Annotated in this window: 24 protein-coding genes and 2 tRNA genes; 21 read left to right on the forward strand and 5 right to left on the reverse strand. The window is 57.2% G+C overall.

The window, feature by feature from the left end:
* Window positions 1-14 precede the first annotated feature (14 nt).
* Both ispA and xseB read right to left on the reverse strand, forming a co-directional pair.
* Window positions 15-905 (reverse strand): (2E,6E)-farnesyl diphosphate synthase, encoded by an 891-nt coding sequence (gene ispA, locus G5193_RS09585; RefSeq protein WP_216951956.1) that lies wholly within the window; start codon window positions 903-905, stop codon window positions 15-17.
* Entirely contained in the window at window positions 906-1,157 is a 252-nt protein-coding gene (gene xseB / locus G5193_RS09590; RefSeq protein ID WP_421205880.1) for an exodeoxyribonuclease VII small subunit, read from the reverse strand.
* Between the two features lie 210 nt (window positions 1,158-1,367).
* Between xseB and pomA the strand changes: the two genes are divergently transcribed.
* From pomA to greA, 3 genes are all read left to right on the forward strand, one after another.
* Complete coding sequence (gene pomA, locus G5193_RS09595; RefSeq protein WP_216951954.1) at window positions 1,368-2,126, forward strand: flagellar motor protein PomA; 759 nt, start codon at window positions 1,368-1,370, stop codon at window positions 2,124-2,126.
* Window positions 2,127-2,134: 8 nt separating this feature from the next.
* A complete protein-coding gene (locus G5193_RS09600; RefSeq protein ID WP_216951953.1) occupies window positions 2,135-3,028 on the forward strand; it encodes a flagellar motor protein MotB in 894 nt (297 codons plus the stop codon).
* A 155-nt stretch (window positions 3,029-3,183) separates the two neighbouring features.
* Window positions 3,184-3,660: a transcription elongation factor GreA gene (gene greA, locus G5193_RS09605; protein ID WP_216951952.1), complete on the forward strand. Its 477-nt coding sequence runs from the start codon at window positions 3,184-3,186 to the stop codon at window positions 3,658-3,660.
* Window positions 3,661-3,714: 54 nt separating this feature from the next.
* Here greA and G5193_RS09610 read toward each other — a convergent pair whose 3' ends face one another.
* Complete coding sequence (locus G5193_RS09610) at window positions 3,715-4,299, reverse strand: PilZ domain-containing protein (RefSeq protein WP_421205881.1); 585 nt, start codon at window positions 4,297-4,299, stop codon at window positions 3,715-3,717.
* 103 nt (window positions 4,300-4,402) lie between these two features.
* Window positions 4,403-4,699: a ribosome assembly RNA-binding protein YhbY gene (yhbY, locus tag G5193_RS09615; protein WP_033114153.1), complete on the reverse strand. Its 297-nt coding sequence runs from the start codon at window positions 4,697-4,699 to the stop codon at window positions 4,403-4,405.
* 97 nt (window positions 4,700-4,796) lie between these two features.
* On the opposite strand from yhbY, the gene rlmE reads away from it, so the two are divergent.
* The 15 genes from rlmE to pnp all read left to right on the forward strand — a co-directional run bounded on the left by rlmE (window position 4,797) and on the right by pnp (window position 20,198).
* Complete coding sequence (gene rlmE / locus G5193_RS09620) at window positions 4,797-5,426, forward strand: 23S rRNA (uridine(2552)-2'-O)-methyltransferase RlmE (RefSeq protein ID WP_216951950.1); 630 nt, start codon at window positions 4,797-4,799, stop codon at window positions 5,424-5,426.
* 45 nt (window positions 5,427-5,471) lie between these two features.
* On the forward strand, window positions 5,472-7,418 hold the full coding sequence (gene ftsH / locus G5193_RS09625) for an ATP-dependent zinc metalloprotease FtsH (protein ID WP_421205882.1): 1,947 nt from the start codon (window positions 5,472-5,474) through the stop codon (window positions 7,416-7,418).
* Window positions 7,419-7,477: 59 nt separating this feature from the next.
* The gene (gene folP, locus G5193_RS09630; protein WP_421205883.1) at window positions 7,478-8,323 is read left to right on the forward strand and encodes a dihydropteroate synthase; all 846 of its coding nucleotides are present in this window, start codon (window positions 7,478-7,480) and stop codon (window positions 8,321-8,323) included.
* A gap of 15 nt (window positions 8,324-8,338) precedes the next feature.
* Complete coding sequence (gene glmM, locus G5193_RS09635) at window positions 8,339-9,673, forward strand: phosphoglucosamine mutase (protein WP_005338823.1); 1,335 nt, start codon at window positions 8,339-8,341, stop codon at window positions 9,671-9,673.
* Between the two features lie 131 nt (window positions 9,674-9,804).
* A complete protein-coding gene (tpiA, locus tag G5193_RS09640) occupies window positions 9,805-10,569 on the forward strand; it encodes a triose-phosphate isomerase (protein ID WP_421205884.1) in 765 nt (254 codons plus the stop codon).
* Window positions 10,570-10,896, forward strand: a complete 327-nt coding sequence (gene secG / locus G5193_RS09645) for a preprotein translocase subunit SecG (protein ID WP_005338811.1) — start codon at window positions 10,570-10,572, stop codon at window positions 10,894-10,896.
* A 7-nt stretch (window positions 10,897-10,903) separates the two neighbouring features.
* Window positions 10,904-10,988: transfer RNA gene (locus tag G5193_RS09650), tRNA-Leu, on the forward strand.
* Window positions 10,989-11,080: 92 nt separating this feature from the next.
* A tRNA-Met gene (locus tag G5193_RS09655) sits at window positions 11,081-11,157 on the forward strand.
* 166 nt (window positions 11,158-11,323) lie between these two features.
* Window positions 11,324-11,782, forward strand: coding sequence for a ribosome maturation factor RimP (gene rimP / locus G5193_RS09660; RefSeq protein WP_005338809.1), 459 nt, complete (start codon window positions 11,324-11,326; stop codon window positions 11,780-11,782).
* A gap of 14 nt (window positions 11,783-11,796) precedes the next feature.
* Window positions 11,797-13,296, forward strand: coding sequence for a transcription termination factor NusA (gene nusA / locus G5193_RS09665; RefSeq protein ID WP_421205885.1), 1,500 nt, complete (start codon window positions 11,797-11,799; stop codon window positions 13,294-13,296).
* A gap of 24 nt (window positions 13,297-13,320) precedes the next feature.
* Window positions 13,321-16,026, forward strand: coding sequence for a translation initiation factor IF-2 (gene infB, locus G5193_RS09670; RefSeq protein ID WP_216951946.1), 2,706 nt, complete (start codon window positions 13,321-13,323; stop codon window positions 16,024-16,026).
* Window positions 16,027-16,081: 55 nt separating this feature from the next.
* Window positions 16,082-16,519 carry a 30S ribosome-binding factor RbfA gene (gene rbfA / locus G5193_RS09675; protein ID WP_421205886.1) on the forward strand — a complete coding sequence of 146 codons (438 nt, stop codon included), beginning with the start codon at window positions 16,082-16,084 and terminating at the stop codon, window positions 16,517-16,519.
* A gap of 1 nt (window position 16,520) precedes the next feature.
* Window positions 16,521-17,471 (forward strand): tRNA pseudouridine(55) synthase TruB, encoded by a 951-nt coding sequence (gene truB / locus G5193_RS09680; RefSeq protein ID WP_245094887.1) that lies wholly within the window; start codon window positions 16,521-16,523, stop codon window positions 17,469-17,471.
* A gap of 146 nt (window positions 17,472-17,617) precedes the next feature.
* Window positions 17,618-17,887: a 30S ribosomal protein S15 gene (gene rpsO, locus G5193_RS09685; protein WP_216979371.1), complete on the forward strand. Its 270-nt coding sequence runs from the start codon at window positions 17,618-17,620 to the stop codon at window positions 17,885-17,887.
* A 169-nt stretch (window positions 17,888-18,056) separates the two neighbouring features.
* Window positions 18,057-20,198, forward strand: coding sequence for a polyribonucleotide nucleotidyltransferase (gene pnp, locus G5193_RS09690; RefSeq protein WP_216979370.1), 2,142 nt, complete (start codon window positions 18,057-18,059; stop codon window positions 20,196-20,198).
* A 226-nt stretch (window positions 20,199-20,424) separates the two neighbouring features.
* On the opposite strand, the gene G5193_RS09695 is transcribed toward pnp, so the two are convergent.
* Entirely contained in the window at window positions 20,425-21,513 is a 1,089-nt protein-coding gene (locus tag G5193_RS09695; protein ID WP_216979369.1) for a ketoacyl-ACP synthase III, read from the reverse strand.
* 225 nt (window positions 21,514-21,738) lie between these two features.
* Here G5193_RS09695 and G5193_RS09700 point away from each other — a divergent pair, with 225 nt between their 5' ends.
* The 3 genes from G5193_RS09700 (at window position 21,739) to G5193_RS09710 (ending at window position 25,372) form a co-directional block, all read left to right on the forward strand.
* Entirely contained in the window at window positions 21,739-22,680 is a 942-nt protein-coding gene (locus G5193_RS09700) for a LysR family transcriptional regulator (RefSeq protein ID WP_421205887.1), read from the forward strand.
* A 126-nt stretch (window positions 22,681-22,806) separates the two neighbouring features.
* On the forward strand, window positions 22,807-23,415 hold the full coding sequence (locus tag G5193_RS09705) for a LysE family translocator (RefSeq protein ID WP_058057313.1): 609 nt from the start codon (window positions 22,807-22,809) through the stop codon (window positions 23,413-23,415).
* Window positions 23,416-23,512: 97 nt separating this feature from the next.
* Window positions 23,513-25,372: a peptidase U32 family protein gene (locus G5193_RS09710; protein WP_421205888.1), complete on the forward strand. Its 1,860-nt coding sequence runs from the start codon at window positions 23,513-23,515 to the stop codon at window positions 25,370-25,372.
* Window positions 25,373-25,378 lie beyond the last annotated feature (6 nt).

The following is a 25,378-nucleotide window of genomic DNA, read 5'->3' on the forward strand; positions in this document are numbered from 1 at the left end:
CTGTTATCCAGCGTTTAGTGGGTTCGCTCGATGATGTAATCGGCAAACGCTTCCAGAATGTCGGTATTGTAGGGCAAGGATTGCAGGGCTGTTAAGGCTTTCCCATGCAGTTCGCGAGCCAGCTCACGGGCATTTTCGAGTCCGAGCAGGGCCGGATAGGTACTTTTCTCCAGCGCCAGGTCAGAACCTTGCGGCTTGCCCAGGGTGGCGGTATCACCTGTGATGTCGAGGATGTCATCCTGCACCTGAAAGGCGAGGCCAATCGCGGCGGCATAGGTTTGCAGGGCAATCAGGGTTGCGTCATCGACATCGGCTTTGCACAGGGCGCCGAGCGCCACGGCGCACTCAATCAGCGCACCGGTCTTGTGGCGGTGTACCTGCTCCAGTTCGGCAAGCGTGATCTGGCGCCCTTCAGCCTGCAGGTCCAGTGCCTGACCACCACACATACCCAGATAGCCGGAGGCGCGGGCGAGGGTACTCAGCATCCGCACCCGGTTGGCCATCAAGGAGTCGGGCATGGGGTGATCGGCCAGAATGGAGAACGCCAGCGTCTGCAGCGCATCACCGGCCAGAATGGCGGTGCCTTCATCGAATGCCTTGTGAACGGTCGGCTGGCCGCGACGCAAGTCGTCGTCATCCATGGCGGGCAGATCGTCGTGCAGCAGTGAGTAGGCATGGATGCACTCCACGGCAGCCGCAGGGCCGTCCAGCAGGTCGCTCTTTACGCCCAGCATTTCGCCGACCGCGTAGACCAGAAACGGGCGAACCCGCTTGCCGCCCAGCAGCAGGCCATATTTCATGGCATCACGCAGACGAGGCGCCATGGGTGGCAAAGCTTCAAGTTTTGCCAACAGGCAGTCATCAATACGCTGGCGATGCTGACGGGAAAAATGGACCAGTGCCACTCACTCGTCTCCTTGTTTTGGCTGGAAGGGGGTCAGCTGATCACTGCCATCGGCCTTGCTCAGCAGGATCTGGATCTTCTGCTCGGCTTGCTCCAGCTTTTGTTGGCCAGCCCGCACCAGATGGATTCCCTGCTCGAACTGTTTGAGGGCCTCCTCCAGCGGTAGGGAACCTTGCTCCAGCTGATGAACGATGGTTTCCAGCTCTTCGAGAGTGGCGTCAAAACTCAGACGGTCGATTTTTTTACTGGCCATGTCCATCCTCGGGAATTGAAAAAACGGCTTATATTAACATCGACCGCCCACCGGGGGGAGGCTGAAAAACGCTGCCTCCTCAAACTCTCGATAAACTGGCCGATAATGAACCATGATTCTCAGTGGATGCATGCTTGCCGCTTGGGTCGCAATAGCAGAAAATTCAACAAACTATAATTGGGCATAAGAACCGGTGACAGGAGTAGGGACGTGGATCTAGGCAGTCTGATAGGGATAGTGCTGGGTTTCGGGGTGGTGGTGTACGGCATGCTGCTGGGGGGCCCCATGAGCATGTACGTCGACATGCCATCGGTCTACATCACCGTATTGGGCTCCATCTTCATCGCCATGATGAAGTTCAACCTAGGCCAGTTTCTGATGGCGTTTAAGGTCGCTGGTAAAGCTTTTATGTACAAGGGCGACAAGCTGGAAGACCTCATAGTTAAAGCCGTTGAGCTTGCCGATGCCGCCCGTAAAGGCGGATTTCTGGCGCTTGAAGCGGCCGAGATTCCCAATCCCTTCATGAAAAAAGGGATCGATATGCTGGTGGATGGCCATGATGCCGATGTAGTGCGCGCAGTGATGGAAAAGGATATCGAGTTGACTGCCGAACGTCACGTCATTGCGATCAAGGTGTTCCGTACCCTTGGGGATCTTGGCCCGGCGATGGGGATGATCGGTACGCTGGTGGGTCTGGTGGCCATGTTGGCCAATATGAGTGATCCCAAATCTATCGGTCCTGCCATGGCTGTAGCCCTCTTGACCACTCTGTATGGTGCGATCGAAGCCAACATGCTGGCCATCCCGATAGCCGACAAGCTGGAACTGCGAAGCGGCGAAGAGCGCCTTAGCCGTTCGCTGATCCTCGATGCCATCATGGGGATCCAGGATGGCCAAAACCCGCGGGTGATCCAGTCCATGCTGCAGAACTATCTGAACCAGTCCAAACGCAACAACGGCAGTGAGTAGGGAGCCCTATGTCTGATTGCAAATGCCCGCCTCCCGGCCTGCCCGGTTATATGGGGACCTTCGCCGACCTCATGTCGCTGCTGATGTGCTTTTTCGTGTTGTTGCTCTCCTTTGCCGAGATGGATGTGCAGAAGTTCAAGCAGATTGCGGGGTCCATGGAGAAGGCATTCGGGGTCCAGAATATCCTTGAGGTGAAAGATATTCCGAAGGGAACTTCTGTCATTGCCCAGGAGTTCCGTCCTGGCCGCCCAGAGCCAACCCCGATTGATACCGTGATGCAGCAGACCATGGACATGACCCAGACCGAGCTGGATTTTTTGCCCGGTGAGGCCGAGCAGGCAGGTGGTCAGGACAAGAGTGATGGCAAGCAGACGGGGGGGGACACAGCTCAGGATGCTCAGAAGGCGCAGCAGCAGTCCAATACCCTGGCAAAGGCGCTGGCCGAGCAGATGAAAGATCAGATCCAGGATGGTGCCATCGAAATCGAGGCGTTGGGACAGCAGATTATTATTCGGATCAGGGAAAAAGCCTCCTTCCCGGCTGGCTCGGCGTTTCTGCAACCCCAGTTCTGGCCGGTTATTCGCAAGGTCGCGACCCTGCTCAAGGATGTACCGGGTGAAATCACCATATCCGGCCACACCGACAACGTGGCGACCGAGGACGAGCTGTTTCAGTCCAACTGGGAGCTTTCGTCCCAGCGAGCAGTGGCTGTGGCACACCAGATGATCAAGGTCCCAGGATTTGATCAGGGACGCTTGATTGTGCAGGGGATGGCCGATTCCCAACCATTGGTGCCCAACAATACTCCCGAGAATCGCCGGATGAACCGACGGGTAGAGATCGCTATCATGCAGGGCAAACCGACCATTTCCTCTCCTATTTCGGTACCGGAAGGAAAGTAATATTTCTTGGAGCAACAGATAAAGCGGGATCTGCATCAGGGGGCCGACATGGATTTTGTGTTGGCTTCATATTAAGATGCGCCATCCGAACCGAGTGCTGCGGCGTCCTGACAGATAGCCGCAGCTTCTATTTTCAAGCAACCCAGGTTTCGACTATGAATCATACTCCGATGACTGTTCGCGGCGCTGAGAAGCTGCGCGAAGAGCTCGAATATCTCAAGACCGAGCTTCGTCCCCAGATTATCGAAGCGATTGCTGAAGCCCGTGAGCACGGTGATCTGAAAGAGAATGCCGAATACCATGCCGCCCGTGAGCAGCAGGGGTTCTGTGAAGGCCGCATTCAGGAAATTGAAGCCAAGCTCTCCAATGCCCAGGTGATCGATGTCACCAAGATGACCAACAATGGTCGCATCATCTTTGGTGCCACCGTGACCCTGCTCAAGAGCGAAACAGAGGAAGAGGTTATCTACCGCATCGTGGGTGACGATGAGGCTGACATCAAGCAGAACCTTATCTCTGTCAACTCTCCGATTGCCCGCGCTCTGATTGGCAAGGAAGTGGACGATGTGGCGCTCGTCAAGACGCCCGCAGGTGATGTGGAGTACGAAATCCTGGACGTTGCCTACATCTGATGTAGTTAATGCGGGATGAGACGGGGGAGCACTTGCTCCCCTGTTTGTTGCGCTTCAGGCTGGTTGGTAAGCGTCGTTGAAGGTGTCCTGATGGCGCTGAAACAGCCAGTGACGAAGTCGCTCTATGTTTGCCTCGCTCATCTGGAAACTGAGTGCCCAGGTTGCACGGTCTGCATTAGATTTGACCCGTCTCACCAGCCTGGCCTGCAAGGGAAATGGCGCCTCTGTGGCGATCTGCAGAGTTCCCTGCAAGGTAGTATCCGCCATCATATCTGTGGGCAGATCTTCCACGATGAGGCCATTGAGCGAAAGGCTCAGCACTTGGAGTACTCCATGAGCTGTTTGCAGTGTCGCTTTCTGGGCAAGTCTCCAAGCTCTTGGCTGGGCAAACCCCAGCTCCCGGATCAGTGGCGCAGCGAGCCGAGGCTCGACAAAGCCATCTTCTCTCTGGATAAAGGTGAGGGGGAATCGCAACTGATGGCCTGCATAGCGGGCTTCCAATACCAGCTGTTCGGCTTTTTGCAGCAAGCCAAGCATGGGGTTGTCGAGATGTCCGCTCAGAAGGTGGGTCGCCTCCGTGCATCCCAGCTCCCGCAACATGGTCAGTTCATCGTCGGTCAGAATAGGATGGTGAGCCATGGCACGTGTCCGAAACTATTCATCGCAGGTTAAGGGCTTGGCGACTACTGTGGCAAGCGACTCGGGAAGAAGTGAAATAAGGAAAGAGCAATGCTCTTTCCTTTTACTTGCGAGGCAGCTGGATTTTGGGTTCGTTGGCCTGACGATAGATGGTCAGCACATGACCCATGCTCTGTACTTTTACAGAGCCTGTTTCACGGACGATGGCATCCATAACCAGTTGTTTCATCTCGCGATCTTCAGAGGCAACCTTAACCTTGATCAGCTCGTGATGGTTCAGCGCCAGATCGATCTCCGCCAGTACACCTTCGGTCAGACCGTGCTGACCCAGCAGGACGACAGGCTTGAGGCTGTGGGCAAGGCCCTTGAGGTACTGTTTCTGTTTATTGTTGAGAATCATCGCAATTTCTTCATAAGTCAGGGTTGAAAGGGGCGTATTCTACCCCCACTTAGCCCTTAATACTAATAACCCTTGTGGTTTTTTAAAGCCGATTATCATGACCCAGAAAAAACGTTCCGCCAGCTCCACCCGCTGGTTAAAAGAACATTTCGACGATCAATACGTCAAAAAAGCCCAGAAATTGGGGCTGCGTTCCCGTGCTGTTTTCAAGATCGACGAGATCCAGGGCAAAGACCGCCTGTTGAAAAATGGCATGACGGTAGTGGATTTGGGGGCTGCCCCCGGCGGCTGGTCCCAATTCGCGGTCGAGCAGGTTGGCGAATCGGGTCGGGTCATCGCCTGCGATATTCTGCCTATGGATCCCATTGCCGGTGTCGATTTCCTGCAGGGGGACTTTCGGGAGGAAACTGTACTCGGTGCCTTGCTGGAGCGAGTCGGACCCGACAAGGTCGATGTCGTGATGTCCGACATGGCCCCCAACATGAGCGGCACCCAGCAGGTGGATCAGGCTCGTGCCATGTATCTGGTCGAGTTGGCTCTGGACATGTGTCATCAGGTATTGCGCAGTGACGGCAGTTTTGTGGTGAAGGTGTTTCAGGGGGAGGGCTTTGATGCCTATCTGAATGAAATTCGGAAACTTTTCTCCGCCGTTAAAATTCGTAAACCAGACTCATCCCGCGCCAGATCACGGGAAGTCTACATTGTGGCTACCGGTTTTAAACTGTAGTACCCTAACCTTCATCGTTAACTGTCAGTCTGCGAGGTTACTGATTTGAGTGACATGGCGAAAAACTTAATCCTGTGGCTGGTCATCGCCGTCGTATTGATGTCGGTGTTCAATAGCTTCAGCCCCAGCGATACCACCAGTCGCCAGCTGGACTATTCCAGCTTCGTTAAAGAGGTGACCCAAGATCAGATCCGTGAAGTGCGGATGGACGGTAAGGTCATTAATGGCGTCAAGCGTACTGGTGAACGATTCACCACCATCATCCCGGCGCCGGATCCCCAGCTGCTCAACGATATGCTCAATCACAACGTCAAGGTGATGGGCGAGAAGCCGGAAGAGCCGTCTTTGCTGACCTCTATCTTCATCTCCTGGTTCCCGATGTTGCTGCTGATCGGTGTCTGGGTCTTCTTCATGCGTCAGATGCAGGGCGGCGGTGGCAAAGGCGCCATGTCGTTTGGCAAGAGCAAGGCTCGACTGATGAGTGAAGATCAGATCAAGACTACCTTTGCCGATGTAGCTGGTTGCGATGAAGCCAAGGAAGAGGTGAAGGAGCTGGTCGACTATCTGCGCGACCCGAGCAAATTCCAGAAACTGGGTGGCAAGATCCCGACTGGCGTACTGCTGGTAGGTCCTCCCGGTACCGGTAAAACCCTGCTGGCCAAGGCCATTGCGGGTGAGGCCAAGGTGCCCTTCTTCACCATCTCGGGTTCTGATTTCGTGGAGATGTTCGTGGGTGTCGGTGCCTCCCGGGTACGTGACATGTTCGAGCAGGCCAAGAAATCCTCCCCCTGCATCATCTTCATCGATGAAATTGATGCGGTCGGTCGCCAGCGTGGCGCCGGTCTGGGCGGTGGTCACGATGAGCGTGAGCAGACCCTTAACCAGATGCTGGTCGAGATGGATGGCTTTGAAGGCAATGAAGGGATCATCGTCATCGCTGCCACCAACCGTCCTGATGTACTGGATCCGGCACTACTGCGTCCGGGCCGTTTCGACCGTCAGGTTGTGGTCGGTCTGCCGGATGTCCGTGGTCGCGAGCAGATCCTGAAAGTGCACATGCGCAAAGTTCCGTTGGCGGATGACGTCAATCCGGCGCTGATTGCCCGTGGTACACCCGGTTTCTCCGGTGCGGATTTGGCCAACCTGGTCAACGAAGCTGCCCTCTTCTCTGCTCGCGAAAGCCGCCGAGTGGTCTCCATGGCTGAGTTCGAAAAGGCCAAGGACAAGATCATGATGGGGGCGGAACGTCGCTCCATGGTGATGAAAGAGTCTGAAAAAGAGATGACTGCGTATCATGAAGCCGGTCACGCCATTATTGGTCGCGTGGTTCCGGATCATGATCCCGTTTACAAGGTCTCCATTATTCCGCGTGGCCGTGCGCTGGGTGTGACCATGTACCTGCCTGAGCAGGATCGCTGGAGCCACTCCAAGCAGCATCTGGAGTCGATGATCTCCAGCCTGTATGGCGGTCGTCTGGCGGAAGAGTTGATCTACGGTGCCGAGAAGGTCTCGACCGGCGCGTCCAACGACATCGAGCGGGCGACCGATATCGCACGCAAGATGGTGACCCAGTGGGGTATGTCCGAGCGTCTCGGCCCGATGCTTTACGCGGAAGAAGATGGCGAGGTGTTCCTCGGTCGCAGTATGGCCAAGGCCAAGCACATGTCAGACGACACTGCTCGCATCATTGATGCCGAGGTGAAGCAGGTTATTGATCGCAACTACGACCGCGCCAAGCAGATCCTGCTGGATAACATGGATGTACTGCACAGCATGAAAGATGCGCTGATGAAGTACGAAACCATCGATGCCAAGCAGATCGATGATCTGATGGCCCGTCGCGAGGTTCGTGCCCCTAGCAACTGGCACGATGAGCACGGTGATACCCCGCAAGGCGGTTCCACTGTGGCTGCCGATGCCAAGCCTGCCAATGAGGCTGCACCGGTGGCGGATGTCACTATCGACAAAGCCAACGACGCTCCGGCCAAATAATCGTGACTCTCCAAACCCCGGGCTTGCCCGGGGTTTTTCTTTATCAGATGGACGTGAAAATGCAGTTAACCAGCAAGGGGCTTAGCCTCTCTCTCGATCGTCCCCATGTGATGGGGATCCTCAATGTGACGCCCGACTCCTTCTCCGATGGCGGTAATTTCAACCAGTTTGAACGGGCAATGGCTCATGCGCGCCAGATGGTCTCTGACGGTGCGACCCTCATTGACATCGGTGGCGAGTCAACCCGCCCTGGTGCGCCCGATGTGAGCGAGCAGGAGGAGCTGGACAGGGTCATTCCTGTCGTGGAGCAGATGGCCCGTGAGCTGGATGTGATGATCTCCCTCGATACCTCCAAAGCGGCTGTGATGCGGGAGGGTTGCAAGGCGGGAGCCCATCTGATCAACGATGTGCGGGCACTGCAAGAACCTGGAGCACTGCAGGCCGCGGCCGAAGCGCGGGTTCCGGTCTGCCTGATGCATATGCAAGGGCAGCCGCGAACCATGCAGGTCGAGCCGCACTATGAGGACCTGATCGGGGAGGTTCGCACCTTTTTTGATGAACGCATTGCGGCTTGTCTGGCGGTCGGGATCCGTCGTGAAGAGCTGTTGCTGGATCCTGGATATGGCTTTGGCAAGACCCTTGCACACAACTATCAGCTGTTGGCGGCTCAAAAGGAACTGCTTGAATATGGCTTGCCGCTATTGGTGGGGATGTCGCGAAAGTCTATGATAGGCAACCTGCTGGGCCGTCCGGTGGATGAGCGTCTGGCGGGCAGTCTGGCATGCGCCCTTATCGGCATGCAGCATGGTGCCCGCATCATCAGGGTACACGATGTAAGGGAGACCATGGACGCATTGCGCGTCGGTTGGCTGGCAATGACGGGACAAGATTTTATTTCCAGATAATAAAGAGAACAGACAATGGCAAGAAAGTATTTCGGTACCGATGGTGTCCGCGGCAAGGTTGGCGAATACCCGATCACCCCTGATTTTGTAATGAAATTGGGTTGGGCTGCCGGCAAGGTGCTCTCCAAGAAGGGCACCAAAAAGGTGCTGATTGGCAAAGATACCCGCATCTCCGGTTACATGCTGGAATCCGCGCTGGAAGCGGGGCTCTCCGCGGCAGGCCTTAAAGCCATTCTGATGGGACCCATGCCCACGCCGGCGGTTGCCTACCTGACTCGCACTTTCCGTGCCGAAGCTGGCATCGTCATCAGCGCCTCCCACAACCCCTTCTATGACAACGGCATCAAGTTCTTCTCCGCCGACGGCACCAAGCTGCCCGATGATGTCGAGCTGGCTATCGAAGCCGAGCTGGATCACGAGCTCAAGTGTGTCGAGTCGGCCGAACTTGGCAAAGCGGTGCGCATTGATGATGCCGCCGGTCGCTATATCGAATTCTGCAAGAGCACCTTCCCCTCCCACATGAATCTGGATGGGGTGAAAATGGTGGTCGACTGTGGCCATGGCGCTACTTACCACATTGCGCCGTCGGTTTTCCGCGAGTTGGGTGCTGAAGTGATCACCATGGGCTGTGCCCCGGATGGTCTCAATATCAACGATGGTGTTGGTTCGACTGCGCCTGACGCTCTGGTTGCCAAGGTGCTGGAGTGCAAGGCTGATCTGGGGGTTGCCTTTGATGGTGATGGTGACCGTCTGATCATGGTTGACCATACCGGCTATCTCATCGACGGTGATGAAGTGCTCTATATCATCGCACGGGATGCCTTGCGCAACGGTCGCCTCAAAGGCGGTGTCGTCGGTACCCTGATGGCCAACATGGGTCTGGAACTGGCGTTGCAGACACTGGGTATCCCGTTTGCCCGTGCCAAGGTAGGCGACCGCTACGTGCTGGAGATGATGGAAGAGAAGGGCTGGCGTATCGGTGGCGAGAACTCCGGTCACATCATCTGTCTTGATCAGACCACCACGGGTGATGGCATCGTGGCCGCTTTGCAGGTGCTCACTGCCATGCGTAGTGCCGAGATGCCGCTAGCCAAGCTGCGCTCCGGCATGAGCAAGTTCCCGCAGGTACTGGTGAATGTTCGTTTTGCCGAAGGCAAGGATCCGCTGGCCGCTGATGCTGTCATGGCTGAGGTTGCCAAGGTGGAACAGGAGCTGGCTGGTCGTGGTCGCGTACTGTTGCGTAAATCCGGTACCGAACCACTGATCCGGGTCATGGTCGAAGGGGAGCATGAACAGCAGGTACGTGACATGGCTCAGCGCATCGCCAAGCAGGTTGAATCGGCGTTTTAATGAACAACCAGGGCGGCTTTTTAGCCGCCCTGGTTGTATCTTGTTCAAACGATTCAAAAATTTAAAAATAGCACTTGTCAGCTGAGCATCCTCTGGATATTATCAGCCCCGCTTTCGCAAGGGAGTTGCCGATGGGACATCGCAAGCCGTTTGTAGCAGCCAACTGGAAGTTGCACGGTAGTAGGTCGCAGTTAGAGCAGTTTACGAGTCAGTGCCTAAACGGCGTTGACGGAAAAGTAGATGTGGTTCTCTGTCCTTCCCATGTGCATCTCGACTTTAGCGCTTCACTGCTCAATGAGCAGAAAGTAATAAGGTTGGGGGCTCAGAATGTGAGTCAGCACGCTACTGGCGCTTACACTGGAGAAATCTCGTGTCAGATGCTGGTTGAGGCAGGGTGTCGTTACGTATTGATAGGGCACTCCGAGCGCAGGCGTCTTTTTGGTGAGACCAGTTTTATCGTCGCAGAGAAGTTTGCGGCAGCCAGAGCGGCAGGCTTGATTCCCATCCTCTGTTTAGGTGAATCAGGTGCGGCGAGGCAGGCGAGAAGAGCCTTCGAGGTGATCGCTGAAGAGCTGGATATAGTCATAGAGAAAAATGGCGCGATGGCTTTCGATAATGCTATCATCGCCTACGAGCCGATTTGGGCTGTAGGTACAGGTAAGTGCGCCACACCCGAGCAGGCACAAGAGGTTCATTCCTTTATACGTGGTCGCTTGGCGGAGGATACTCCGGTAATAGGTGAGAAAGTTAGAATCATCTATGGTGGGAGCGTAACGCCGAGCAACGCGAGAGATTTGTTTGCACAGCCCGACATTGATGGCGGACTGATTGGCGGAGCAAGCCTCGATAGCGATGCGTTTTTAGGAATTGTTGAAGCGGCAAAGGGTGCAAGTTAAATGTACGAGATTCTTTTAGTCGTTTATCTGCTGGTTTCACTGGCTCTGATTGGTCTGGTGATGATTCAGCAAGGTAAAGGGGCTGATATGGGCGCCTCCTTCGGCGCAGGGGCATCGAACACAGTATTCGGCTCCGGTGGTTCAGGCAGTTTCCTGACCCGAACAACAGCAATTTTGGCTACTCTGTTTTTCGTTATCAGCCTGGTGCTCGGATCTATGTCCAGCAACAAGGTCAAGCAGGGTAGTGAGTGGGAAAATCTGCAACAAACTCAACAGGTTGAGCAGACCAAAGCGCCAGTGAAGAAAGATACTGACGTTCCCGAGTAAGAGTTTTGCCGTGGTGGTGGAATTGGTAGACACGCTATCTTGAGGGGGTAGTGCTCTAGGGTGTGCGGGTTCGAGTCCCGCCCACGGCACCAATTAAGCAGTGAGCTCGGGAAACCGAGTGTATTATAGCCAGTCAGTCTTGTATCGAGAGAGTGAAGTGGCTATAATCTCGCACGATTTCGGACGCGGGGTGGAGCAGCATGGTAGCTCGTCGGGCTCATAACCCGAAGGTCGTCGGTTCAAATCCGGCCCCCGCAACCAAATTTCACGCATTTCCTACGCTCAGGAAGGCGGTCGCTGCGAGGCGACAATCAGGGTAAAGCGCCAAGCCCCGATTTGACATCGGGGCTTTTTGTTATGTGCAATTTACTCTGAATCGATCTCTATCTGGGCTTTATGCCCTTTTTTTGTTTTTCGGAGGGTGACTTTGGCTACGTTGGAACAACGTTTGACCGATCTGCTCGAGGCTCCGGTCGTTGCCTTGGGTTTTGAACTTTGGGGTATTGAGTTTATCCGCGCGGGTAAACACTCCACCTTGCGTGTCTATATCGACGGCGAGCAGGGTGTGACTGTCGAGAACTGTGCTGAGGTCAGCCATCAGGTTGGCGCCATCATGGACGTCGAAGATCCCATCACCGAGGAGTATTACCTCGAGGTATCCTCCCCCGGCCTGGATCGTCCCCTGTTCAAGGTTGCCCATTTCGAAAAATACGTTGGCCAAGAGGCGGCGGTAACGCTTCGGATGGCAACAAACAACCGCCGCAAGTTCAAAGGCGTAATCAAAGCTGTGCAAGGCGACATGATCACCCTGACAGTAGATGGTAAGGACGACGTGTTGGCTTTCACCAATATCCAAAAAGCGAACATAGTGCCGAACTTTGGTTAACGAGGCTATCGGATATGAATAAAGAGATTTTGCTGGTCGTTGACGCAGTATCCAACGAGAAAGCGGTACCCCGCGAGAAGATCTTCCAGGCTCTGGAAACCGCGCTGGCGACTGCGACCAAGAAGAAATATGAAGGCGAGATTGAAGTTCGGGTCGAAATCGATCGCAAGACCGGTGACTACGACACTTATCGCCGCTGGGTAGTCATTGCGGATCAAGCCGCGATGGAGAACCCCTATGCTGAAATCACCCTGGAAGCGGCACAAATTGATCAGCCGGAAATCCAGATCGGTGAGTATGTTGAAGACCAGATCGACTCTGTGACCTTCGACCGTATCACTACCCAGACCGCCAAGCAGGTTATCGTGCAGAAAGTGCGCGAAGCCGAGCGTTCACAAGTAGTTGATCAGTTTAAAGATAAAGAAGGCACCATCATCAGTGGTGTGGTCAAGAAGAGTAACCGCGACAACGTCATTCTGGATCTGGGCAGCAATGCTGAAGCCGTGATCTTCCGTGATGACATGCTGCCGCGTGAAACCTTCCGCCCGGGCGACCGTGTCCGTGGCCTGCTCTACGCAGTACGTCCAGAAGCCCGTGGTTCCCAGCTGTTTGTCAGCCGTTCCAGCCCGGACTTCCTGAAAGAGCTGTTCCGTATTGAAGTACCGGAGATCGGCGAAGAGATGATCGAAATCATGGGCGCTGCCCGTGACCCGGGTTCCCGCGCCAAGATCGCGGTGAAGACCAACGATCGTCGTATCGACCCGATCGGTGCCTGTATCGGTATGCGTGGTGCCCGTGTGCAAGCTGTCTCCGCAGAGCTGAGCGGTGAGCGTGCAGACATCGTGCTGTACGATGACAACCCGGCCCAGTACGTGATCAATGCCATGGCACCTGCCGATGTGGCCTCCATCATCGTTGATGAAGACAACCACACCATGGATATCGCCGTGGAAGCTGCCAACCTGGCCCAGGCCATCGGTCGCAATGGTCAGAACGTGCGTCTGGCCTCCCAGCTGACCGGTTGGGAGCTGAACGTGATGACCGTTGAGGACATGCGTGCCAAGCACCAGGCCGAGAACGACCGCATCATGAACCTGTTCACCAGCACCCTGGATATCGATGACGATTTCGCCGGTCTGCTGATGGAAGAGGGCTTCTCGACCCTAGAAGAGATCGCCTTCGTACCGGTCAACGAGTTGCTGGCTATTGACGGTCTGGATGAAGACATGGTCGAAGAGCTGCGCAAGCGTGCCAAAGATGCCCTGACTACCCAGGCGCTGGCCAAAGAGGAGTCCTTTGATGGCGTCGAACCGTCCGAAGAGCTGCTCAATCTGAACGGTCTGAGTCGTGAACTGGCATACGCTCTGGCGGGCCGCGGCGTGGGCACCCTGGAAGATTTGGCTGAGCAAGGTATTGATGACCTTGCTGGTATTGAAGGGCTGACTGCCGAGAAGGCGGGTGAGCTCATTATGGCTGCTCGCAATATCTGTTGGTTCGGAGAAGAGCAGTCTTAAGTAAGATCAAACGGAGGAAAATGAATGGCAGAAGTATCAGTCAAACAACTTGCCACTGACATCGACACACCGGTTGATCGTCTTCTCCAGCAGTTTGTCGATGCCGGTATCAGCAAGAGCAAGGCCGACGACATGGTCAGCGAGTCTGAAAAGCAGACTCTTCTGGCACACCTGAAGAAACAGCATGGAGGTGACGAGGTCGCCGCTCCTGCCCGCATGACTTTGCAGCGCAAGACCAAGAGCACCATCAGTGTTCAGGGAACCGGCGGCAAGAACAAAGAAGTGCAGGTGGAAGTTCGCAAATCTCGCACCTATGTAAGACGCTCGGCGCTGGAAGAAGAACAGCGTCAGGCGGAAGCCGAGGAAAAAGCGCGTTTGGAAGCAGAAGAAAAAGCTCGTCGTGAAGCCGAAGAGAAGGCTCGCCTCGACGCTGAAGAGAAGGCTCGCCGTGAGGCTGAGCAGGCTCGTCGTGAAGCTGAGGAAAAGGCGCGGATCGAGGCACAACAAAAGGCTCGACAGGCTCAACAGCCCGCCAAAGCAGCCAGTAGCACAGCTCAGCAAGAGGCAGAAAAGATGGCCAAGCGCGAAGCAGAAGAACTGAAGCGCCAACAGGAACAGACAGCTTTGAAAAAAGCTGAAGAACTCGCCGCGAAGAAAGCCGAAGAGGCTCGCATCATGGCGGAACAGAACGCAGCCCGCTGGGCTGAAGAAGAAGCCGCTCGTGCCAAAGAGAGCAGCGATTATCACCTGACAACCAACAAGCATGCGCAAGCTGCAGAAGACGAGCTGGATCGCAAAGAAGAGACCAGCCGTCGTACTGCCGCTGCCGCTGTCAAGGCCCCGAAAAAGGCGGGTCGTCGCGATGATGATCGCAATGATCGCAACTCCCGTGATCCGCGTGCCCGTAAAGGCAAACGTGGCAAGGTCGCTACCCCGAACGCCATGAAGCACGGCTTCAACAAGCCGGCTGCCGTGGTGAACCGCGACGTTGTCATCGGTGAGACCATCACGGTGGCCGAGCTGGCCAACAAGATGGCCGTCAAGGGCGTTGAAGTCATCAAGGCGATGATGAAGATGGGGGCCATGGCCACCATCAACCAGGTGATCGACCAAGAGACCGCTCAGCTGGTCGCTGAGGAGATGGGTCACAAGGTTGTGCTGCGCCGCGAGAACGAGCTGGAAGAGGCGGTACTGTCCGATCGTGACGAGACCTCCGAAGCCAAGCCGCGCGCACCTGTCGTTACCATCATGGGTCACGTTGACCACGGTAAGACCTCGCTGCTCGACTACATTCGTAAAGCCAAGGTTGCTGCTGGCGAAGCCGGTGGTATTACCCAGCATATCGGTGCTTACCACGTTCAGACCGATAGCGGCATGATCACCTTCCTGGATACTCCGGGTCACGCGGCGTTTACCTCCATGCGTGCTCGCGGTGCCAAGGCGACCGACATCGTTGTTCTGGTCGTTGCTGCTGACGACGGCGTGATGCCGCAAACCATCGAAGCTATCCAGCACGCCAAGGCTGCCGGTGTGCCGCTGGTTGTGGCAGTCAACAAGATCGACAAGCCGGAAGCGGATCCGGATCGCGTCAAGACCGAGTTGGCTCGTTACAACGTCATGTCCGAGGATTGGGGTGGAGACTGCCAGTTCGTGCACGTATCTGCCAAGTCCGGTCAGGGTATCGACGATCTGCTGGAAGCCATCCTGATCCAGGCTGAAGTACTGGAGCTGAAAGCGGTGGTTGACGGTATGGCCAACGGCGTCGTGATCGAATCCTTCCTGGATAAAGGTCGTGGTCCGGTTGCTACCGTACTGGTACAAGAAGGTACTCTGCGTCAGGGCGACATCGTTCTGTGTGGTCTAGAGTACGGCCGTGTTCGCGCCATGCGTGACGAACTGGGTCGCGAGATCAAGGAAGCGGGTCCGTCCCTGCCGGTGGAAATCCTGGGTCTCTCCGGCGTTCCCTCTGCCGGTGACGAAGCCACCGTTGTCCGTGACGAGAAGAAAGCCCGTGAAGTGGCGCTCTACCGTCAAGGCAAGTTCCGCGAAGTCAAGCTGGCTCGCCAGCAGAAGGCCAAGCTGGAAAACATGTTCGCTAACATGACCGAGGGCGAAGTGTCCGAAGTGAACGTGGTGATCAAGGCCGACGTACAAGGTTCTGTGGAAGCGATCTGCGATGCGCTGGTCAAACTCTCCACCGACGAAGTGAAGGTGAAGATCGTGGGTTCCGGCGTAGGTGGTATCACCGAAACCGACGCGACCCTGGCTGCCGCTTCCAGCGCCATCCTGGTTGGTTTCAACGTCCGTGCCGACGCGTCTGCGCGCAAGGTTATCGAATCCGAGAGCCTGGATCTGCGTTACTACTCCGTCATCTATGACCTGATCGACGAAGTGAAGCAGGCCATGAGCGGCAAGCTGGCCCCAGAGTATCGTCAGGAGATCATCGGTCTTGCTGAAGTGCGTAGCGTCTTCAAGTCGCCGAAGTTCGGCGCCGTTGCTGGCTGTATGGTTACCGAGGGTGTGGTCAAGCGTTCCAACCGTATCCGCGTTCTGCGTGACAACGTGGTTATCTATGAAGGCGAGCTGGAATCCCTGCGCCGCTTCAAGGATGACGTCAACGAAGTTCGCAACGGTTACGAGTGTGGTATCGCGGTCAAGAACTACAACGACGTGCGCGAAGGCGACCAGATCGAAGTTTACGAGACTGTTGAAATCCAACGGACTCTGTAAGCCGAGCGTTAGACAAAATAGGGGGCCGCGGCCCCCTTTTATCGCAGGATAGAATATGGCCAGAGAATTCAGCCGGACCCGTCGGGTCGGACAGCAGATCCAGCGTGAAATCGCGCTGATCCTGCAGCGCGAGGTGAAAGACCCGCGTATCGGCATGGTGACCGTTTCCGATGTGGAAGTGTCCCGTGACCTCAACTATGCCAAGATTTACGTCACCTTCTTGCAGCTGGAAAATGATGCCGAGCGCATTCAGGAAGGGCTCAAGGCGTTGACGGAAGCCGCCGGTTACATTCGCAGTCTGCTGGGCAGCGCCATGCGTCTGCGCGTGGTACCGGAGTTGCGCTTCTTCTATGATCAGACCCTGGTGGAGGGGATGCGTCTCTCCAACCTGGTGACCAAGACTGTGCGTGAAGACAAGCGCCGCATGGCCGAATCCGGCCGTGACGAAGAAGCTGAATCCGCACCGGATGACACGACTGAGGATAAAGCCTGAGATGACCCGAAGACGTCGTTTCAAGGGCCGTGATGTGCACGGCATTCTGCTGCTGGACAAGCCGACCGGCCTGACCTCCAACGATGTGTTGCAGAAGGTCAAGCGGATTTACAACGCTGCCAAGGCCGGTCATACCGGGGCGCTGGATCCGCTGGCGACCGGCATGCTGCCGATTTGCCTCGGTGAGGCCACCAAGTTCTCCCAGTATCTGCTGGAAGCGGACAAGCGCTATGAGGTGACCGCCAAACTGGGCGAGCGCACCAACACCAGCGACTCCGATGGTGAGGTGGTCTCCACCCGTCCGGTGAACGTGGCTGTCGGTACCCTGATTGAGGCGCTGGACCAGTTCCGCGGCCCCATCATGCAGGTGCCGTCCATGTACTCCGCGCTCAAGCACAACGGCCGTCCGCTCTACGAATATGCCCGCGAAGGTATCGAGATTGAGCGTGAAGCCCGTCCCATCACCGTATTCGAGCTCAAACTGCTGAGTTTCGAAGGTGATGAAGTGCGCCTTGAAGTGCACTGCAGCAAGGGCACCTATATCCGCTCTCTGGTGGATGATCTGGGTGAAGTGCTGGGTTGTGGCGCCCACGTGACCCAGTTGCGCCGTACCCAGGTGGCCAGCTATCCGTACGAGCGGATGCTGACTCTGGAGCAGCTCGAGTGTATTTTCGAGCAGGCCAAGGCCGAGAGCATCCCGCCGCGCGAGCAGCTGGATCCCCTGTTGCTGCCGATGGATACTGCCGTGGCAAGCTTGCCCGAGGTGAACATGCTGGCTGTTGTGGCTGCCTATGTGAATCAGGGCCAGGCCGTGCAGGTGGCGGGTGCGCCGCACAGCGGTCAGGTTCGTATGACGGTCGGCCCGGAGCGCGAGTTCATCGGGGTTGGCGAGATTGATGATGATGGCCGCGTCGCCCCCAAGCGACTGGTACGTTATCACGACGAGGAGTGATCCTCAGGCGGTATCGGCGTGCTCTTTCCCTCTCTCGCTTCTTTCTCGTTGCGAAAATGGGCAGGGACGATTATCATACCGCCCTCATTTCACGGCTGAATTAGAGATTGGCTGTGAACCTTTAAACACTCTACTGGAGTAATACCATGTCTCTAAATGCTGAGATCAAAGCTCAAATCGTTGCCGAGCACGCTCGTGGCGCCAACGACACCGGTTCCCCCGAAGTGCAAGTTGCCCTGCTGACTGCCCAGATCAACCATCTGCAAGGTCACTTCAAAGAGCACTCCAAGGACCACCACGGTCGTCGCGGTCTGCTGCGCATGGTTTCCCAGCGTCGTAAGCTGCTGGACTACCTGAAGCGTAAAGATTCCGAGCGTTATGCTGCTCTGATCGCCAAGCTGGGTCTGCGTCGTTAATCGACCATCAGATTTCGCGAAAAGGGGAACCTCCGGGTTCCCCTTTTTTATTGCTCTTTAGCGGCTTGTTGCCATCCTCACAGAATTTGTGTCGCCGCTTACCTTTTGCATCGAATCAAGTATACTTGTGCGCGAATTTAAAGAGCCAAATTGTAAAAAGGAAATTCACGTGAATCCTATTGTTAAGTCATTCCAGTACGGTCAACACACCGTCACACTGGAAACCGGTGTGATGGCCCGTCAAGCCACTGCGGCCGTTATGGTCAGCATGGACGATACCTGTGTATTTGTGACCGTCGTAGGCAAGAAAGAGGCCGATCACGGCCGTGATTTCTTCCCGCTGACCGTCAACTACCAGGAGCGTACCTATGCTGCTGGTCGTATCCCGGGTGGTTTCTTCCGTCGTGAAGGCCGTCCGAGCGAAGGCGAGACCCTCATCTCCCGTCTGATCGACCGTCCAATTCGTCCGTTGTTCCCGGAAGGCTTCTTCAATGAGGTTCAGGTGGTTGCCACAGTCATGTCCGTGAATCCGGCAGTCTCCCCCGATATCGTTGCCATGATCGGCGCCTCTGCTGCGCTGGCCATCTCCGGCATTCCGTTTGGCGGCCCGATCGGTGCTGCTCGCGTGGGTTACATGAACGGTCAGTATGTGCTGAACCCGACCACCACCGAACTGCCACAGAGCGATCTGGATCTGGTTGTTGCCGGTACTGCCAACGCCGTACTGATGGTTGAGTCCGAAGCGGCCATCCTCTCCGAAGAGGTGATGCTGGGCGCCGTGGTATACGGTCACGAGCAGATGCAGACCGTTATCAACGCCATCAACGAATTTGCCGCTGCCGTCGGCACCAAGCCGTGGGACTGGACTCCGCCTGTCGTCAACGAAGCGCTGAAAGCCAAGGTTGCCGAGCTGGCGAGCGCCGAGCTGGGTGAAGCCTACCGCATCACCGAGAAGGCTGTTCGTTACGAAACCATCGCGGCCATCAAGGGTCGTGTGGTTGAGCAAGTTATCGCTTCCGGCGTGGAAGAAGATGCCAAGAAGATCGGCGAAGAGTTCCACAGCCTGGAAAGCCGCATCGTTCGTGGCCGCGTAGTGCGTGGTGAGCCGCGTATCGATGGTCGCGATCCGGAAATGATCCGTGCCCTGTCTGTCGCTACCGGCGTATTGCCCCGTGCTCACGGTTCTGCCCTGTTCACTCGTGGTGAAACCCAGGCTATGGTCGTTGCGACCCTGGGTACCGAGCGTGACGCCCAGAACATCGACGAGCTGACCGGCAACCGTGCCGATCGCTTCATGCTACACTACAACTTCCCGCCATACTGCGTCGGTGAGACCGGCATGATGGGTAGCCCGAAGCGTCGTGAAATCGGTCACGGCCGTCTGGCCAAGCGCGGCGTTGCTGCCGTGATGCCGAGTGCTGCTGAGTTCCCGTACGTGGTGCGCGTGGTGTCTGAAATCACTGAATCCAACGGCTCCTCCTCCATGGCGTCTGTCTGTGGTTCCTCTCTGGCGCTGATGGATGCCGGTGTGCCGATCAAGGCTTCCGTCGCCGGTATCGCCATGGGTCTGGTGAAGGAAGAAGAAGGTTTCGTCGTGCTGTCCGACATTCTGGGTGACGAAGATCACCTGGGCGACATGGACTTCAAAGTAGCCGGTACCACCGAAGGTGTGACCGCGCTGCAAATGGACATCAAGATCGAAGGCATCACCAAAGAGATCATGGAGATTGCGCTGAAGCAAGCTCGTGGTGCTCGTCTGCACATCCTGAAAGTGATGGATGAAGCAATCCAGGCTCCCCGTGCCCAGATCTCCGATTTCGCACCGCGTATCCACACCATCAAGATCAATCCTGAGAAGATCAAGGACGTGATCGGTAAGGGTGGTTCCGTGATCCGTGCGCTGACCGAAGAGACCGGCACCAACATCGAGTTGGATGATGACGGTACTGTACGTATCTCCGCTGTGGCCAACGAAGCTGCCATGGAAGCGATCCGTCGCATTGAGGCCATCACCGCCGAGATCGAAGTGAACCGCATCTATGAAGGTAAAGTTGTCCGTCTGGCCGATTTCGGTGCATTCGTCAACATCCTGCCGGGCAAAGATGGTCTGGTACACATCTCCCAGATCACCGATGCTCGCGTTCAGAACGTGGCTGACCACCTGACTATCGGTGACGTGGTCAAGGTGAAGGTACTGGAAGTGGACCGTCAGGGCCGCGTACGTCTCTCCATCAAGGAAGCGAACGCTCCGACTGATGCAGCCCCGGCTGCTGATGCTCCGGTTGCTGCCGAAGCGCCTGCCGCAGAGTAATCTGTCCTCCTGAACCGGATTCTCCGGTTGCAGTAAAAAGTCCGGCGCCCTTTGGGGCGCCGGACTTTTTTATGCGCTCAGGCTCATCACGCCGAAGTTGGCTCTCTGCTCAGGATGTGGTGGGCATTGCCGGAGCCTCAAGAGGTCAGGTTAGAAAAGTGTTGCGAAGGGGGAGGGAGAACGGTGTGGGAGAAAGGAGCCTGAGGATTCAGGCTCCTGATAAGGATCAGGCCTCGTTGGCGTGGGCCTTCTGACACCCTTCGACGGCGTGAGCAATCAGTTCCAGTGCGCTCTGGTCGCACGGTGGCAACTCGGCCTCGCACTTGTTGATAGGGGTAACACGATCGCCCCACTTGATGATGGCTGCGCCCCAGGTCAGGCCGGCACCGAAGGCGGCAGTCAGCAGATAGGAATTCGGCTTGACGCGCCCCTGCTCCAGCGCTTCGCACAGGGCGATAGGTACGGTAGCGGCGGAGGTGTTGCCGTAGTTTTCGATGTTGACCATCACCTTCTCCATCGGCGCATTCATCCGTTTGGCGAGGGTCTCGATGATGCGGATATTGGCCTGGTGCGGCACGATCAGGTCGACCTGCTCCGGCGCAATACCGGCCTGCGCCAGCACAGTGCTGGTGGCCTCACCCATGCCGCGCACAGCACGTTTGAAGATCTCCGGCCCTTCGAAGTTGAAGGTGAACAGGCCATCGATATCGGCAAAACGCACCCGGTCGGTACCGAAGTTCGGTACATGCAGGATCTCCCGCGCTTCGCTGTCGCAACCCAGCTTGTTGGCGATCAGGCCACACTCCTGCTCGCTTGCCTCTATCACCACGGCACCGGCACCATCGCCAAACAGTACGGCGGTATCGCGGCGTGCCCAGTCCAGCAGGTAGGTGAGGCGCTCGGCGCCAATCACCAGCACCTTCTTCATCATGCCAGCCTGCACCAGCGAGGTAGCGACGGAGAGGGAGTAGACGAAACCGGTGCAGGCCGCGTTGAGGTCAAACACGGCGGCGTTGACGGCGCCCAGCTTCTTTTGCACCGCAGAGGCGGCACTTGGCAGCAGGTTGTCCGGGGTGGCGGTGGCCAGGATGATGCCATCGAGATCGCTGGCTTCCAGACCGGCGCAGGCCAGTGCGCGGCGACCGGCCAGGGTGGCGAGATCCGAGGTGCTGACATGGGAGATCCGGCGGGCCTTGATGCCGGTGCGCGGATAGATCCACTCGTCTGATGTATCCATGATGGTGCTGAGGTCGTCGTTGGTCAGCACGGAGGGAGGCAGGCATTTGCCCCAGCCGGTGATATTGGCGTATTTCATCTTGTTACCGCTTCTCAAGTGGATCGCCCGCGGGCGGAAAATCGTGCAATTATGCCGTACGAGACAACCACTGTCATCTTGTGGTCATGGTTATGTGCAGGGGGCTCAGCTGTGCCATCTGGTCGCAAAGGGCTGCAACGCGCGGAACATGGCTGGAAATTTTGCTTAAAACGCGGGACTCATCTGCCCTAAGATAGGCGTTTCACCACCGATGAGGGTATCTCCTTGCTCAGAGCCAATCTCAACTTGTTGCCGACCCTCAAGGTGCTGCTGGAGACCCGCAATATCAGCCGCGCCGCCGAGCTGTTGCACCTGAGTCAGCCCTCCATCAGCAAGCAGCTTGCCCAGTTGCGCAGCGAGTTTGATGACGAGTTGCTGGTGCGGGAGGGGCAACGCTGGCTGCTGACGCCACGGGCCGAACTGTTGGCCGCCCAGCTGGCGGATTCTCTCGGTGCGCTGGAGCGGCTCTACGAGGCGCCCGGATTTGACCCGAGCCGCTGCGAGCGGGTATTTCGGCTCGCCTCCTCCGATTATGTGGCCCAGCATATCCTGCCCGATATCTGTGCCGCGCTCGCCAAAGAGGCGCCGTTGGCGGCGCTGGAGTACAGCCTGTGGGACAAGCGTCAGCTGCCGCAGTTGTGGCAGTCCGAGCTGGATCTGGTCTCCACCATCACCGAGCAGGTACCGGATCAGATCCGTGGTCTGCATCAGGGGGAAGATCGGCTGGCGGTGTTGATGGGACGTCACCACCCGCTGGCGGGCAAGGCGCTGAGTCTCGATGACTATCTCGCCTGGCCTCACCTGCAGGTGAGCGGGGGAGGCGACAAGGACAGCCCGGTGGAGCAGGTGTTGGCGCCGCAGGGACTGAGTCGGCGCTGGTTTGCCAGAGTTCCCTTCTTTCAGGCGGCAGTGGAGGTGTTGCTGCGCACCGATTGCCTGATGACCACCCCGGCCCATATCGCCTGGCAGCTCTCCTGTGGCCATGAGCTCACCTTTGTCGATCTGCCCTTTTCTACCCGCGACCAGCAGTATCATCTGCTGTGGCATCAGCGCCACCATCAGGATCCAGCCCACCGCTGGTTTCGCGAGCTGGCCTACCCCTTCCTGCGGGATCATCTGCAACGCACCGTTGGCGAGAGTCGCAAGCTGCTCGATCTCGGCGGTTAGCCGCAGTCGGTTGTGTGGCGTTATAGCCATGGGTTATGGAATCTATTCATAACTTTCACTACTGACATAATGGCTCAGCCCGTACCCTGAGTGCAGGCATCCTATCGAGCACAAAAGAGGAAAAGCATGGAACTGACGAGTTGGCTGGCACTGGCCGCAATCTGCGTGATGGGGGCCATCAGCCCGGGGCCGAGTCTGGCGCTGATCATCCGCAACACGGTGCAGGGCGGACAGGGGCATGGCGTCGCTACTGCGCTTGGCCACGGCCTCGGGGTTGGTATCTATGCGCTGGTCACGGCGCTCGGCCTTTCCATTTTGATCACCCAGACACCGATCCTGTTTGATCTGATCCGCTACGGCGGCGCCGCGTTTCTTGCCTGGCTCGGGGTGAAAGCCCTGCTGGCAAAACCAGCCAGTGACGAAGGGAATGAAGAGGTACATCAGTTGCGCGGTCGGCAAGGGGCCTTTGAAGGTTTTATGGTTGCCTTCCTTAACCCCCAGCTGGCGGTTTTCTTCATCGCCCTGTTCAGCCAGTTTGTGCGGGCCGATACCGGCTGGAGCGAAGGGGGCATCATGATGCTCACCGCGGGCGGGATCGATGCCGTCTGGTACGTGCTGGTGGCGCTGGTGCTCTCCCGCGGGCCGGTGCTGGCGTGGCTTAAAGCCAAATCCTTTGTGATCGATAAGGTGAGCGGCCTGGTGCTGCTCGGGCTGGCACTCAAGGTGGTTATCTAATCCTGCATTTTGCGGATACCTTAAGCGGGATCAAGGCACGCAGGCGGTGAATGGGCTAGAGTAGCGCCCATTTGCTGTCCGCCCTGATCCCGAGACCATGCACCAGAACAAGCACCCGTTAAGCCACAACAACCGGTTGGAGCTTCTGGCTCCGGCCAAGAACCTCGCCTACGGCATCGAAGCCATCAACCATGGTGCCGATGCCGTCTACATGGGCGGCCCTGCCTTTGGCGCCCGCAGCGCGGCGGGCAACACCATCGAAGATATCGAAGCGCTGGCGCGCCACGCCCATCGCTTCGGCGCCCAAGTCTTTGTCGCCTTCAACACCCTGCTGCACGATCACGAGCTGGAGCTGGCGCGGCGGCTGACCCACCAAATCTATGAAGCTGGAGCAGATGCGCTCATCGTCCAGGACATGGGGCTGCTGGCGCTGGATTTGCCTCCCATCGCGCTCCATGCCAGTACCCAGACCGACAACCGCACGCCGGAGAAGGTGAAGTTTCTGCAGGATGTGGGTTTCTCTCAGGTGGTGCTGGCGCGCGAACTGTCTCTTGCGCAGATCCGCGAGATCAGTGCGGCGACCAATGTGCAGCTGGAGTTTTTTATCCACGGCGCTCTCTGCGTTTCCTACAGTGGCCAGTGCAACATCAGCCATGCCCGTACCGGCCGCAGTGCCAACCGTGGTGAGTGTGCCCAGCTCTGCCGTCTGCCCTGCTCGCTGCAAAAGCCGGATGGCGAAGTGCTGGTGGCAGACAGCCACCTGTTGTCCCTCAAGGATATGGATCAGACCGATAACCTGGAGGCCTTGATCGAGGCGGGGATCCGCTCCTTCAAGATTGAAGGGCGCCTCAAGGGGCTCGACTACGTCAAGAACGTTACCGCCTGGTATCGCCAGAAGCTGGACGCCATTCTGGATAGCCGCTCCGATCTGGTCGCCGCCTCGGCGGGTCGTTGCAGCTACAGCTTCACGCCTGACCCCAAGAAGAGTTTCAACCGCGGCAGCACAGACTACTTCCTCCATGGCCGCCAGCAGGGGATCGACTCCACCAAGAGCCCGAAATATGTGGGTGAACCGCTCGGGCGTGTCACCAAGGTGACCCGTGACGGTATCGAGATTGACGGCAAACAGGTCACCCTCAACAACGGTGACGGTCTGGGCTTCTTCAAGCCGAACAACGAGCTGGTGGGGATGCGCCTCAACAAAGTCGAAGGTAAGCAGTTACTCCTGTCAGAACGCATGCCGGGGCTGAAGGTGGGGACCGAAATCTACCGCAACCACGATCAGGCGTTCAGCAAGATGCTGGAGAAGGCGAGCGCGGATCGCCGCATCCGGGTCGATATGGTGCTGGCTGAGTGCGATGAGGGCGTGATCCTCACGCTCACCGACGAGCAGGGCATTAGTGCCACGGTGACCCTGCCTTGCGACAAACAGCCTGCCGACAACCCGGAGCGGGCGCTGCAACAGGCGCGTGATCAGCTTGGCAAGCTCGGCAATACCCTGTTTGTGGCGCGCAAGATTGAGTTGGCATTCACTCACCCGCTATTTATCGCCGCATCACAGCTCAACGGTCTGCGTCGGGAGGGCATCGCCGCGCTGGAGGCGGCTCGCGTGGCCAGCTACCAGCGCCCCGCGCGACGGATCGCGCTGCGGGATATCAGCTATCCCCAGCACCGTCTCTCCTACCTTGGCAACGTGCTGAACAGCGCCGCTGAGCAGTTCTTCCGCGAACACGGGGTGGAGAGGATTGCTCCCGCCTATGAGGCGAACAAGGAGGAGCGGGAAGTGGTGCTGATGATCACCAAGCACTGTATCCGCTATAGCCAGAACCTCTGCCCGAACGAGGTGCCCGGTCTCAAGGCCGAGCCGCTGGAGCTCAAGATGGGTAAGGACACCTTCCGCCTGCGTTTTGACTGCAACCGCTGCGAAATGCATGTGATGGGCAGCCTGAAACGCTGATCAATG

Source organism: Aeromonas sp. 601027, assembly GCF_049174455.1.
Taxonomy (GTDB): Bacteria; Pseudomonadota; Gammaproteobacteria; order Enterobacterales; family Aeromonadaceae; genus Aeromonas; species Aeromonas veronii_A.

What these genes read in the sequence shown, in the direction of transcription:
- G5193_RS09600 (WP_216951953.1), top strand. Translation starts at nt 2,135, where the DNA reads ATGTCTGATTGCAAATGCCCGCCTCCCGGCCTGCCCGGTTATATGGGG.
- G5193_RS09705 (WP_058057313.1), top strand. Translation starts at nt 22,807, where the DNA reads ATGGAACTGACGAGTTGGCTGGCACTGGCCGCAATCTGCGTGATGGGG.
- tpiA (WP_421205884.1), top strand. Translation starts at nt 9,805, where the DNA reads ATGGGACATCGCAAGCCGTTTGTAGCAGCCAACTGGAAGTTGCACGGT.
- rbfA (WP_421205886.1), top strand. Translation starts at nt 16,082, where the DNA reads ATGGCCAGAGAATTCAGCCGGACCCGTCGGGTCGGACAGCAGATCCAG.
- yhbY (WP_033114153.1), bottom strand. Translation starts at nt 4,699, where the DNA reads ATGATTCTCAACAATAAACAGAAACAGTACCTCAAGGGCCTTGCCCAC.
- nusA (WP_421205885.1), top strand. Translation starts at nt 11,797, where the DNA reads ATGAATAAAGAGATTTTGCTGGTCGTTGACGCAGTATCCAACGAGAAA.
- folP (WP_421205883.1), top strand. Translation starts at nt 7,478, where the DNA reads ATGCAGTTAACCAGCAAGGGGCTTAGCCTCTCTCTCGATCGTCCCCAT.
- secG (WP_005338811.1), top strand. Translation starts at nt 10,570, where the DNA reads ATGTACGAGATTCTTTTAGTCGTTTATCTGCTGGTTTCACTGGCTCTG.
- G5193_RS09710 (WP_421205888.1), top strand. Translation starts at nt 23,513, where the DNA reads ATGCACCAGAACAAGCACCCGTTAAGCCACAACAACCGGTTGGAGCTT.
- infB (WP_216951946.1), top strand. Translation starts at nt 13,321, where the DNA reads ATGGCAGAAGTATCAGTCAAACAACTTGCCACTGACATCGACACACCG.
- G5193_RS09695 (WP_216979369.1), bottom strand. Translation starts at nt 21,513, where the DNA reads ATGAAATACGCCAATATCACCGGCTGGGGCAAATGCCTGCCTCCCTCC.
- truB (WP_245094887.1), top strand. Translation starts at nt 16,521, where the DNA reads ATGACCCGAAGACGTCGTTTCAAGGGCCGTGATGTGCACGGCATTCTG.
- rlmE (WP_216951950.1), top strand. Translation starts at nt 4,797, where the DNA reads ATGACCCAGAAAAAACGTTCCGCCAGCTCCACCCGCTGGTTAAAAGAA.
- glmM (WP_005338823.1), top strand. Translation starts at nt 8,339, where the DNA reads ATGGCAAGAAAGTATTTCGGTACCGATGGTGTCCGCGGCAAGGTTGGC.
- rpsO (WP_216979371.1), top strand. Translation starts at nt 17,618, where the DNA reads ATGTCTCTAAATGCTGAGATCAAAGCTCAAATCGTTGCCGAGCACGCT.
- xseB (WP_421205880.1), bottom strand. Translation starts at nt 1,157, where the DNA reads ATGGCCAGTAAAAAAATCGACCGTCTGAGTTTTGACGCCACTCTCGAA.
- greA (WP_216951952.1), top strand. Translation starts at nt 3,184, where the DNA reads ATGAATCATACTCCGATGACTGTTCGCGGCGCTGAGAAGCTGCGCGAA.
- G5193_RS09610 (WP_421205881.1), bottom strand. Translation starts at nt 4,299, where the DNA reads ATGGCTCACCATCCTATTCTGACCGACGATGAACTGACCATGTTGCGG.